Raw genomic sequence first — 11,903 nt, forward strand, 5'->3', positions numbered from 1 at the left:
CGGGTCCGTCCGGCCAGTCTATTGGGATCGCGTCGACCCCTATTGACAGCCCACAGGGACCGCCCTAGCGTCACCCCATCGATTTTGGGTCCACACCGAGCCCAATCGAGGTCCCCAAGGAGCCACGTATGAGCCAGTCCACGGGCACCGCAGCCCCCGCCACCGGGGCGCCACGCCGCTCCGGGCCCTGGAAGATCGCCACCGCCTCGATGATCGGCACCAGCGTCGAGTGGTACGACTTCGGCATCTACGCCACCGCCGCCGCCCTGGTGTTCCCCGAGCTCTTCTTCCCCGAGATGAGCCGCGCCCTCGGCACCGTGATGTCCTTCGCCACCCTGTTCGTCGGCGCCATCGGCCGCCCCCTCGGCGCCATCCTGTTCGGCCACATCGGCGACCGGCACGGCCGCAAGAAGGCCCTCATCTGGTCGATGACCCTGATGGGCGTCGCCACCGTGTGCATCGGCCTGCTGCCCACGTACGACCAGATCGGCGTCCTCGCGCCGCTGCTCCTCGTCCTGATCCGCATGATCCAGTCGCTTGCCGTGGGCGGTGAGTGGGGCGGGGCCGTGCTGTTCGCGGTCGAGCACGCGCCGCCCCGCCGCAAGGCTTTCTTCGGCTCGTTCCCGCAGGTCGGAGACGGTGTCGGTTACTTCCTCTCGACCGGCGTCTTCGCCCTGATCGCCCTGCTCGGGCACGACGCCCTCGCGGACTGGGCCTGGCGCGTCCCGTTCCTGCTCTCCGCGGTGCTCGTCGTCGTCGGCTTCGTCATCCGCCGCTCGATGGACGAGTCACCGGAGTTCGAGGCCGCCCGGCAAGCCGAAGAGGCTGCCGCCGAGGCCGGCCGGACCAAGGAGTCCGCCCCCGTGATCGGCGTCCTGCGGCACTCCTGGAAGACCTGGCTGCTCGCGACGGGCGCGTTCCTGATCACCGTCGGCGGCTACTACATCGTCGTCACCTTCATGTCGAGCTACGCCGTCGCCGAGCTCGGCTTCACCGACGCCCAGGCCGCGGGCGCCGGAACCGCCGCCTCCGTCGTCGTCATCGTGTGCACCCCGCTCAGCGCGCTCCTCGCCGACCGGTACGGCCTGCGCCGGGTCACGCTCATCGGCGTCCTGCTGCACCTGGTCGCGGCCTTCCCGATGTTCTGGCTCGCCGACACCCGCTCGGTCGCCGGCCTGTGGCTCGCCATGTGCCTGCCCATGCTGGCCAGCACCATCGCGTACGCCTCCATCGGCACCCTCGTTTCAGGGTGGTTCGCGCCGCGCGTCCGCTACACGGGCCTGTCCATGAGCTTCCAGACCGCGGGCCTGCTCGGCACCCTCGCCCCCGCCGCGACGACCTGGCTGTACTCGTCCTTCGACAAGTCCTGGGTCCCCGTCGCGCTCGCCTTCGCCGCCATGGCCGCCGTGAGCGCCGTCTGCCTGATCGCCTGCCGCCCGGCCCCGGACGCGCCCGGCCTCCCCCACACCGACTGACCGCCCGCCGAGCAAGCCCCCCCCCCCGAATCTCATGTACTCCCAAGGAGCTCCCGTGCACCCCGCACCCGACCTCGTCCTGACCGGGGCCCGCGTCCACACCGTCGACCCGGACCTGCCCCGCGCCGAAGCCGTCGCCGTGACCGCCGGCCGGATCAGCGCCGTGGGCACGCACGCCGAGGTCACCGCGCTCGCCGGCCCGGCGACCGAGACCCGCGACCTCGGCGGGCGCATGCTCCTGCCCGGTTTCGTCGACGCGCACAACCACGTCCGCCTCGGCTCCGACGCGGACAGCGTCCAACTCGCCGGCGCCCGCACCCTCGACGAGGTCCACGCCCGCATCCGGACCTGGGCGGACGCCCACCCCGACGCCGACTGGATCGAGGCGGAGGCCTTCGACTACGGGGCGATCCCCGGCGGACGCATGCCCACCGCCGCCGACCTGGACCCGGTCACCGGCGACCGCCCCGCCCTCGTCCTCACGTACGACGTCCACAGCGTCTGGCTCAACACGGCCGCCCTCCGCCGCCTCGGCATCACCCGGGACACCGAGCGGCTGCCGTGGGGCGTGGTCCAGAAGGATCCCGGCACCGGCGAGCCGACCGGCTTCGTCACCGGCTTCGCCGTCCTCGGCCTCGCCCGCAACGGCCAGCGCGCGCTGGCCGAGTTCCTGCCCTGGGCGAGCGAGGAGCGCCGGTACAAGCGCCTGTGTGCCTCGCTCGACATGGCCGCCGAGAACGGCCTGACCACGGTCGTCGAACCGCAGAACTCCCCCGACGACCTGTTCCTCTTCGAACGGGCACGACGCGAGGGCCGACTCCGCTCCCGCATCGTCGCCGCCCTGTTCCACCCGTACGGCACGACGGCCGAGGACCTCGACGAGTTCGCGCGCTGCGCCAAGCGGTTCGACGACGACCGGTTCCGCGTGGGCCCGCTCAAGCTCTACATCGACGACGTGATCGAACCCCACACGGCCGCACTCTTCGAGCCGTACGCCAACGAACCCGGCAACCGCGGCCGCACGTTCTACGAACCCGCCGAGTTCGCCGAGGTGCTGACCGAGCTCGACCGGCGCGGCTTCCAGACCTTCACCCACGCCACCGGCGACCGCGGCATCCGCACGGCCCTCGACGCACACGCGGCCGCACGCACCGCCAACGGCGCCCGCGACGCCCGCCACCAGCTCGTGCACGTCGAGTGCCTCCACCCGCAGGACGTCGGCCGGTTCGCCGAACTCGACGTCGTGGCCTGCATGCAGCCCCGGCACTGCGCGCCGGACGTGGCGGGACCGGGCAAGGACTGGGCCGAGGGCGTCGGCGAACACCGCTGGTCGCACGCCTGGGCGTTCCGCAGCCTGCGCGAGGCGGGCACGCGCCTCGCCTTCTCCAGCGACTGGAACGTCGCCGAGATGAACCCCCTCGCCCACCTCCACACCGCCGTCACCCGCCGCGCCCCGGACGGCGGCGAGGCGTGGATCCCCGACCAGACACTCGACCTGACCACCGCGATCGAGGCCTACACGCTGGGCAGCGCCTACGCCAACTTCGTGGACAGCGACCGGGGTTCGGTGACCGTCGGCAAGTACGCGGACCTCGTGGTGATCGACCGCGACCTCCTTGCCGTCCCGCCGGAGGAGATCAAGGACGCGTCGATCGACGAGACGATCGTCGAGGGGAAGACGGTCTTCCACCGCTGAACCACAGAGCCGCTGAGCCACAGAGCCACAGAGCCGCAGAGCCGCAGAGCCGCGAACAGCTCGCTCCGCGAGCAACGGGGCGACGGCGGCTCACGCCCGCCCGCCCACCTCACGAAAGCGGACTGGCCCGCACCGCGTCAGCCGGCCGCTCACCGACCTGCTCCGCCCCGGGGTGGCTGATCCGCAGCTTCGACTGGGGGTGCCACGTCTGCTCCCAGTCGTCCATGAAGCGGGCGACGAGGCCATGCTTCTCGGCCAGCCGGATCAGCGTCTCCGTACGGTAGTAGAAGTCCTCGCGCAGCACCTGGTGCTCGACGCCCTCCGTGCGGTCGAAGGTGAAGTCGAAGAAGCCGCCGGGGGCCAGCACCCGTCCGACGTGCGACAGGCATTCGTCGATGACCTCCAGCGGCGAGTGCGAGAACACACTGTGCGCGTGCACCACCGTGAACGACGCGTCGGGCAGGAAGTCCAGCGTCAGGTTGTCGACGGGGGTCAGGTGCGGCACCTTCTCCTGGAGGCTGTAGCGGACCAGCGTCTTCTTGGCCTCGATGAGGATGTCGGGCGAGATGTCGATGCCGAAGTAGTGGCCGGGCTCCAGGTACTGGATGAACCGCCACCCCGCGCGCAGATTGCCGCACCCGATCTCCAGAATCCGGTCCTGCGGCGTCAGGCCGTGCTGCACCAGATAGTCGAACTGCAACTGCCCGATGGGCAGCCACTGGTCGTGCGACGTCGGACCGCCGACCGCCGCCTTCGGGTTCCGCGCGGTGTCCGACGCCATCACGGCCCGGTAGTACGCGACATGATTCCCGCGGTGCCGCAGCCGCAGCCAGCCGTCCCGGCCCGCCCGTCGCAGATACGGCAGCACACGCTCCGGATGCTGCAGCGCGTACCGTGCCTTGTGTCCGAGTCGTGCTCGATTCCGCGGGCGCGACGCGGGTGTTTTCTGCATGACGGCCTCCGTGCCATGTGTGGGCTGACCCCTGCGCGGCGGATGCTAGCGACGAGCCCCGCGCCCATCCCATTTCGCGTCACCCGTTCAGACGCAGGGCGCTTCCCCTGCCGGCCCACATGCCGGGCGCCTTGGGCTCAGCCGTTCGGGAGGCCGCGCGAGTTCCTGGACTTCTGCCGGGTGCTGGACGGCGCGAGTTGCAGCCCGTCGCTGCAACTCTTCGGCCTGGCGGAGGCCGAGGAGCACCAGTTCTACTGCGGGCCGGTGGTCGACTCCCCACTGGAGCTGTCCCCGGAGAAGCTGTTCTGCATCGGGATGACCAACGAAGCACCGGTCTTCCTCGACCGCGCGGGCGGCGCCGTCCTCGGCACCCCGGAAGCAGGCGCCGACTGGCCCGACGCGGAACGCTTCGAGCAACTCGCACCTGGGCTGGCGTTCTTCCTGGAGCGACTGGCCACTGAGGAGTACGTGCGGCTCGCGGGAATCGACGACGAACACCCGATGGAAACACCCCAGTCCGAGCGGCTACCGCACGCCGCAGCCCCTCAAACAGCGCGTTCCCGCAGATCGCGAAAGGTGCGCTAGGTGGGCGGGTGGGACTCGAACCCACGGCCGACGGATTATGAGTCCTTTCCGGATCTTCCGATCCGTCCCGACCCCTACCTCATCTTTCCTGTAACCGCAGGTCAGAGGCACTTTGCCGTTCTGGCTCCGCGCCGGCTTTCCTGGTCCTTCCGGGTCCTTCCGTCCCCTGCGTGTCCCCTGGAGGTCCCCCGAGCCCGCTGCCGAGGGGACACATGGGGGGGCGGCGGCATGGAGCGACGCTGGTTGAGCTGTAGGGAAACCGGCATGTCGAACCCGCACGCAGCGGAGTGCCTTACCGGCGTAGCTGGTTCTCACGTCCTGTGCCCGGAGGTGAAGCATCGCGACTTTTCGCAGGTCAGCCGCCATTTGTAGCGTAGCGCGGTTCTCCGTTCATGCTGCACGGCTCTACCAAATTCGAGCGGCAGCAGGTCGGGGATCGCCGTGACGGGATCGTTCTTCTTGGGCCGCTGAACGGCGAGGTCGTAGCCGCCGCCCGAGGATGCGGATGGCGCCGCCGCGGCCGGAACCAGTCAGCCGGGTAGAGATGTTGGACGTGCGTGAGCCAGCGGCGTCCAGGGTTCGGGTACGGCAGGGAGGTCACGCCAACCGGTGGGAGTGCAGCTCCGAGTAGCCCTGCGCTCCCCACCGGCCAACGCGCTCTCCGCCCGGAGATCACTAGGCGGTCGCGTACACGCCGGTGGCGAACTCCGCGATCTGCCTGTCGTTGAGGTTCTTGGCGACGTTGGCCTCGGTGATGATGCCGATCAGGCGGTGGCCGCCCTTGACGTCGATCACTGGAAGCCGCTTGACGTGGTAGGTCTCCATGACCTCCAGCGCCTTGGTGGCCTCCGCGTCGGCGTCGATCCAGTGCACTTCGCCGCTGAGCGTGCCGGCCTGTACGGTCGCCGGGTCGATACCGTCGGCACAACAAGTGACGACGATGTCTCGGTCGGTGATCATGCCGGTGATCCTGTTGTTGTCACCGCAGATGGGCAGGCATCCGACGTCGAGGTCACGCATCATCCTGGCCGCGTCGTGGAGCGATTCGTGCGCTCCCACGCAGCGCGCTTCGCCGGTCATGATGTCTCGCGCGGTGAGTTTGCCGGCCATGGTTCCTCCTGCCTCTGGTGCGTTGCTTGCCTCGTCTTCGATGACACCACGGATGACCGGGCGACGCCCCCGCGCAGGGTCGGCGCCTGTGCGAACTGGTGGCCCCTGCACTCAAACCCAGGCGTCACCACCGTGCCAGCTAGCCCCGGCCGGCTAGCCCGGCCTCGCACCGCATGCATATGCACCGTGGTCATTGCCGTCGTTGCGACGGCGCCGCGCAGTCAGCCTCGGGGCAGCCCCGACGAAGGGGTCGGGGCCGCCTCGAGGATCAGAGGCTGTCGAGGTCAGCCCGGCCATCAGCGAACCGCTGTGCTCCGATACGGAAGAGCGCCAGGATCACGGCCGGGTCGGAGCCGTTGCGGATGCCCATAAGGAGCAGCTTGGCGAGCCTGTAGTTGGGGTCGAATTTGAGCGCGTCGGAGAAGGCGTGGCTGGCGGTGACGGTGTCGTTCTGTCGCCAGGCGACCCAGCCGAGGAGAGCAAGGAGCGGTGGAGCCTTGTCGGTGTGCGGCGGGACGCAGCGTCGGGCGAGGTAGCCCCACAGTTGGCGCTCGGAGGGGAGGTCTTTCTCGTCCCCGATGGACAGCGCGGCGTCTCGGGTCTCGGGGTCTTGGAGGCCGAGGGTGATGCGGGCGGCGATCTCGTCCATGAGTTGCGGTGGGCCGTTGCGGAAGTCGGCCAATGCTCCGCCGATGATGTCGATCGTCCCGTAGCGGGAGGAGTTGTCCGGGGTATGAAGCTGGCTCCCGGCAGTCACGGCTCAACTCCCTGTCGCTGGTGTCGGCAGCCCTCCTGTCAGCGATCTGCTTCGACCTCGGCTCGCTGCCTGCCGCTGTATCTCTTTCGCGTACCGCGGCTCTCTATGGTCAGGTGATCGAGAACGGCCCCCTCCAGGCTTATGCCCACGGCCAGTTGGCCTTCCTCGCCTTCTGGGGAGGGCGCCCGGCCGAGTCAGTTCGGCTCATCAAGAGAGCTCAGAAGTTCGGCGGGCTCGGAGACACCGCTCGTGTCCGGCTGTCTGTCATCGAGGGACGGGGATGCGGCCACTTGGGGAATCACGCAGCCGCAGAACTGGCGATGCGCAAGTCCCTGGATCAGCACACCGGTGCACGGGACGAACTCCACGACGACATCGGGAGCGAGTTCGGCTTCTCCGGCGATCGGGTCTCAATGAGCAACGCCACGACCTACCTCCTGCTGCGCGACGCTGAGGGGGCCGAGGAGGCCGCGGGCCACCACCCTCGACCTCCTCTCGGCACGGCCCGAGAACGAGCGGCCCATCCTCATCTCATCGCAGGCTTCCATCGACCTGGCCCGCGCTCGACTGCTCCGTGGAGAACTCCATGGGGCTCATGAGGCGCTCGAACCGGTCTTCGCCATTCCCACAGCGTGGAGGGTCGCCGGCACCGTGGAACGGCTGGCGGCAGTTCGGGCTGAACTCGGTCGCCCGAGCTTCAGCGACACTACGGAGGCACGGCCGGCTGGGCGAGCGCATCGAGGAGTTCACCTCCGCGTCCACCGCTCAGGCACTCGGCACCGCCGCACGACGGTCTCGGCCAGTGGGCGGCACCGCAGTCCGGCCTTGTGAGCGCGCGTGGAATCGATCCGCCACGCGCCGGTGTGCGTTCGCCACAGTTGCAGCTCGGTCCACTGCTGCACTCCGTGGTCGATCAACAAGTCCTCGGGCGCCCATACGAGTTCGCTGGAACCTCCCGTTGCCTGCAGGCACGCACTGAGGAATCCACTCATCGTCTCGCGGCCGATCGGGGCTGTGACGTTGAACGCGTCGCCACCATCGGCGAGTGCTTGATCGAACGCGAACTCCGCCACATCCCACACGTCGATGGGCTGAATCTCCTTGGCAGGATCGCCTGGTGCAAGGATCGATCCACCTTCCTTCGCCCTGCGCAACCACCAGGGCAAACGACCCACGTATTGGCCAGGCCCGAGGATGACTCCGGGGCGGAGTATCGACACCCGTTCATCTCCGAAAGCCTGCAAGGCCGCTCGCTCGGCCCCCGCCTTTTGCCGCCCGTAGTACCAATCCGGCCCGTCCCAATCAGCCGGAAGTCGACCGTAGTCGATGTCAGCGTCGGCAGGCCCGTCCAGAAGTTCGGATGTCTCCACGAGCGGCTCATTCGGCCAGCCGCGGTACGCGTTGACGGTCGAGAGGTATACGTACCTCCCCGCCACGGGTCCAACGGCCTTCGCTCCGGCCAGCACATCACGCGGTCTCCGTGAATCTCTATGACGCCCCGAGGGGCCATGCCAGAGCGCCCCGGTTGAACGCATTCACTTCCCACCCTCGGTCGAGAGCCGCCTGAGCAACGGCCCGCCCCAGGAACCACGTTCCGCCAAGCACAAGAATCGTCATAGCTCGATCCTGCCCGCTGCACCCTCGTGGGCGCCATGGCCCTCGACGGCCGCGGCACGCGAGCTGCGGATGGAGATCGAGACGTACCTGCCCTGCGGCCGGCTCCGCCTCGCAGATGCAGTGAGTAGAGTCCGGCGACATGTACCCGGTCAGCCATCGCAGCCGCCGCCTGGAGCTTCGCGAGCTCACCACCGATGACGTGGACGCCGTCCTGGCGATCTACGGAAGTCCCCGGGCTACGGAGCACCTCAGCTTCGAACCGCGCTCCCGCACCGAAGTGGAACAGATCGTCGCGCGCTCCACGGCTTCGGCTACCGCCACACCGCGGAGCGAATACGCCCTCGCGGTCGTCACACAGGACACCAACGAGCTGATCGGGTTCGGCCGCTTGGCCACGGACCCGCACCAGCCGAACGCGGCCACTTTCGGCTTTGCCCTCCGTCCCGATGCATGGCGCCAGGGCTACGGCATCGAGACCGTTGAACTCCTGCTTGGCCTCGGCTTCGAGGAGCTGGGTCTCCATCGGATCTGGGGCGCACGAGCACCACGCAACGAGGCATCGGCGCGAACGATGCTCAAGGCCGGCATGGTCGAAGAGGGCCGCATCCGCGAACACATCCAAAAGGGAGGAGCGTGGCGCGACTCCGTAGTCCACGCGATCCTCGAGCACGAGTGGAAGAGCCGCGCCCTGCCCACGGTGTGACCCGAAGACACCCCCGGACTCCGTCTCGCCCTCCACCAGGACCAAGGAATTTGCGGACCGCGCTCACCGCAGGACATGGCTGATGCTGGCCGCCTACGAACCGCTCTCCTTTTTCGCAAGCTTCCGCACTTCCGGTGGAAGTTTCCCATGTGGCTGTACGGCGAAGAGCCTGGGTTCACCATCGTTTCCACTGATCGCAATGGCAACCTTAGGAGTCAGCCCCCGGACCCGATAGACCGCGACTTTCTCACTCAAGTTCGGAGACACACCGTCCTTCCGCCCACTCGAGCCGCCTTGCGAATCCGTACTCGGCCCTTCTGCTTGCCCCTCAGGAGCCTTGCACGGGTATGGATGCGCTGTCCCGATGCGATGCCCGACGGAGAAATCGACGTTGACGACTTCACCGTAGTCGCGCGCTTTGTAGTTCAGGATGTACGCACACGAACCAGCCGTCCCGCTGGTGGAGTTGGAGCTGCACCCGGTTACGAGAGCAACCGCGAGTACCACTCCTGCAAGAAGGCCCAGCGAACTACACCGTAGTTTCACCTGCTCGTTCGCCATACAAACGCTCCACTTGTCAGTAAATACCGCGCAGCCCCAGGACATCGCCGTATCCGAGAGTTCGCGCCGATTCGCTACACCGCCAGGAACTCTCATACATCGTCAGGTTTGAGTGATCGGTTCCTGTGGCGTGCCCGAGCCCAAAAGTATGGCCGGCCTCGTGTGTCCCAACTGACCTGATGTCGAACTTGTTGGAACAACTGCTCGTGACATCGTTAGTGAAGTCGTGGTCAGTTGTGTTGTAGCGGACATCGGATTCGTATAGGTCGTAGGAGGCAACCCAGTAGTGCCAGCAGTTGTAGGCGACGAAGTTGCTGGGGAGGTCCCCGGCGTCCCAGGTGCTCTTACCGTCTTCCTCAGTGCAGGTGGCAGAACTGGTCATGTCGGACTCGTAGCTGGTCGACCCCTGATAGTTGGAGGATGCGCCGACTTCGTCAGCCAGACCGCAGTCGTTGTAGCTTCCTGTGATGTTGTTGATGGCATCAGCGAACGCAGTGGCTGCTGATGTTTGAGTGAGGGCACCAGGCATTCCGCCATCGCCGACGTACCAGTTGTAAGTCCCCCACTCCGCATGGCCTGTTCTGGAGTTGGCAGTGTCACTGCACGCATCGATGGCTGACGCACTTGTCGTACCTGGATCTGCAGCCCCAGCCGTCGAGGTTGCTGACTCTTGTCGGGTTTCGGGGTAAGAGATTGTGCCGTCGCTAGCTACCTCAACCGTGAGCTCGTCTCCGTCACCCGTGATTGACAGCCCTGCCCCTCCTACGCCTGTGCCGGGCTTGGGTATGACCACCCCCACTCCTTGGTCCCTGATCACACGGCCGACAAGGTTGCAATCTATTGCTGAGGTTCCTTCAGGTACGTCAGCCATGCTCAAGTCACCCTGCTCGGAAGGGCAGGCAGCGCCATTGAAATCGGCCGCCTGGGCAGGTGAACTCACCTGGACGGTAATCAGGGCCAGAGCGATAGCCGCGGCGCCGAGTACGCCGGCCTTCTGTATCGAGTATCGATGGGTACGTCTACCCGCACGCGATGATCTCTTCCCCATCAGCAACCCCCGTTTTGATGACGGATCTTCGGAGGCGTGAAGCTAGCAGCGGAGCTGAAGTGGCGTCTATACGTTCGACGTTGACTCCTGGTACGCCGTTCCTCGACATGCAAAGCGCCGTACATCACGGTGCCACTCATCCGGAGGGCACAGCCGCTGTATCCGACCAACAAGTCCGTTACCGGTGGGACGGGGTGAGAGTCAGCCAGGTGACCTGGACCAACTGCCCGCTGTCCCCTTCGTCTTCACTCATATCGCCCGGCGCGGGAACTTGCCGGACCTGCTCGATCTGCCGCTCCAAGCCGCGAAGGTTCTCCTGGAGGTCCATCGTCACGACACCGTCGACGGTGACCTTCAGCGGGTCCGCGAGGAGTTTCGCGCGGCGCTCCCCCCCCCAGCACCTCGAGGGCGACCGCCCGCACCGACTGCAGCCGGAAGAACCGGCGTTCCAGGTCGGCCGGGTCGGTGTCCGGGCCAAGCAGGGCCAGCAGCCACGACCGCTGGAACTCGTCCACCAGGTTCCTCCTTCTTGAATGCGGGGTGCGGGCCGGGCTCGTCTACTTCTCGGCGAGGTAGGGGAAGTTCCGGCTTGATTCGCATGAGTGCTCGTCCAGGCCGGTCGCGATGTGCTTGTGCAGGACGAGTCGGAAGATCTCCTCTGCGACGTTCTCGGTCAGGGCGCGGCCGTTGCGCTGTCCGCCGGTGAACTGGGCCTGGCTGCCGACGCGGTAAGGCAGCACGTCGGGCAGGAGCTGACCGGAGACCTTGGCTGCGTAACCGTCCGGGTCCTCGCACGTGCCGTTGGCCTTCACAGCGCCTTCGATCTTTGCGCGGATCGCGGCACCGAACACCGGGGCGTCCGCCGCCGGGTGCGCGTTCGCGTACGTGTCGGCCTCGTGGAGGCCGAACAGCGTGCTGACGAGCGGGATACCGGCGCGGTCGATCTGCCGCCAGCCGTCACCGACGTCGGTCGCGACGGCCGTCGACCCCCACACGCCGATGGACAGGCCGGTGAAGAAGCAGTCGGGCACCTCGATCACGATGGCCTGCACAGTGGTGCCGTCGAACAGGTTCTTCGGCTCTGCGGGGTCGAACCCGGTCAGGTCCAGCGCGCACCCCTCGGTGATAGACGTGCGTACGGCCGTCACAACGGTCGGCTCGACGTAGAACGGGTCGCGGGCGGCGCCGGCCCAGAAGCGGATGTCTCCCTTGCCGGAGCATCGCTTCCCGCTGGTCGTCGTCGTGATGACCGTGCCCTCGGCGTCACGATCCCGGGCGTCTGGCCCAGTGAGGAGACGCAGGGTGGCCTTCTGCCGTCCGCGCCGGTCGTGGTCACCGAACGTCACGCGGAACGTGGCGTCCTCACGGCTGTCGCCAGTGAGGTCGATCTTGACCTCTT

11 protein-coding genes are annotated in these 11,903 nt (G+C 67.4%); 4 read left to right on the forward strand and 7 right to left on the reverse strand.

Annotated features, from left to right (window positions below):
• Positions 1–128: 128 nt before the first annotated feature.
• On the forward strand, positions 129–1,475 hold the full coding sequence (locus QIS96_RS31290; RefSeq protein WP_282546195.1) for an MFS transporter: 1,347 nt from the start codon (positions 129–131) through the stop codon (positions 1,473–1,475).
• A 55-nt stretch (positions 1,476–1,530) separates the two neighbouring features.
• On the forward strand, positions 1,531–3,171 hold the full coding sequence (locus QIS96_RS31295) for an amidohydrolase (RefSeq protein ID WP_349017428.1): 1,641 nt from the start codon (positions 1,531–1,533) through the stop codon (positions 3,169–3,171).
• 109 nt (positions 3,172–3,280) lie between these two features.
• On the opposite strand, the gene QIS96_RS31300 is transcribed toward QIS96_RS31295, so the two are convergent.
• Entirely contained in the window at positions 3,281–4,123 is an 843-nt protein-coding gene (locus QIS96_RS31300; RefSeq protein ID WP_282546197.1) for a class I SAM-dependent methyltransferase, read from the reverse strand.
• A gap of 180 nt (positions 4,124–4,303) precedes the next feature.
• Here QIS96_RS31300 and QIS96_RS31305 point away from each other — a divergent pair, with 180 nt between their 5' ends.
• A complete protein-coding gene (locus tag QIS96_RS31305) occupies positions 4,304–4,708 on the forward strand; it encodes a hypothetical protein (protein ID WP_282546198.1) in 405 nt (134 codons plus the stop codon).
• Between the two features lie 675 nt (positions 4,709–5,383).
• Here QIS96_RS31305 and QIS96_RS31310 read toward each other — a convergent pair.
• From QIS96_RS31310 to QIS96_RS31320, 3 genes are all read right to left on the reverse strand, one after another.
• Positions 5,384–5,818 carry a CBS domain-containing protein gene (locus QIS96_RS31310; RefSeq protein ID WP_282546199.1) on the reverse strand — a complete coding sequence of 145 codons (435 nt, stop codon included), beginning with the start codon at positions 5,816–5,818 and terminating at the stop codon, positions 5,384–5,386.
• Between the two features lie 268 nt (positions 5,819–6,086).
• Positions 6,087–6,575: a DUF4192 family protein gene (locus QIS96_RS31315; protein WP_282546200.1), complete on the reverse strand. Its 489-nt coding sequence runs from the start codon at positions 6,573–6,575 to the stop codon at positions 6,087–6,089.
• A gap of 746 nt (positions 6,576–7,321) precedes the next feature.
• Positions 7,322–8,110 carry an NAD-dependent epimerase/dehydratase family protein gene (locus QIS96_RS31320; RefSeq protein ID WP_349017429.1) on the reverse strand — a complete coding sequence of 263 codons (789 nt, stop codon included), beginning with the start codon at positions 8,108–8,110 and terminating at the stop codon, positions 7,322–7,324.
• Positions 8,111–8,331: 221 nt separating this feature from the next.
• Between QIS96_RS31320 and QIS96_RS31325 the strand changes: the two genes are divergently transcribed.
• Positions 8,332–8,895, forward strand: a complete 564-nt coding sequence (locus QIS96_RS31325) for a GNAT family N-acetyltransferase (protein WP_282546202.1) — start codon at positions 8,332–8,334, stop codon at positions 8,893–8,895.
• 93 nt (positions 8,896–8,988) lie between these two features.
• Here QIS96_RS31325 and QIS96_RS37940 read toward each other — a convergent pair whose 3' ends face one another.
• The 3 genes from QIS96_RS37940 to QIS96_RS31335 all read right to left on the reverse strand — a co-directional run.
• Positions 8,989–9,552 (reverse strand): DUF6281 family protein, encoded by a 564-nt coding sequence (locus tag QIS96_RS37940; protein WP_408907287.1) that lies wholly within the window; start codon positions 9,550–9,552, stop codon positions 8,989–8,991.
• Positions 9,473–10,327 carry a matrixin family metalloprotease gene (locus QIS96_RS31330; protein ID WP_282546203.1) on the reverse strand — a complete coding sequence of 285 codons (855 nt, stop codon included), beginning with the start codon at positions 10,325–10,327 and terminating at the stop codon, positions 9,473–9,475. Before QIS96_RS31330 ends, QIS96_RS37940 begins: the two co-directional genes overlap by 80 nt.
• 734 nt (positions 10,328–11,061) lie before the next feature.
• Positions 11,062–11,903 (reverse strand): DUF4331 family protein (locus QIS96_RS31335; RefSeq protein ID WP_282546204.1); only part of this gene is annotated, 842 nt, incomplete at its 5' end.

Source organism: Streptomyces cavernicola (genome assembly GCF_029968035.1).
GTDB lineage: Bacteria > Actinomycetota > Actinomycetes > Streptomycetales > Streptomycetaceae > Streptomyces > Streptomyces cavernicola.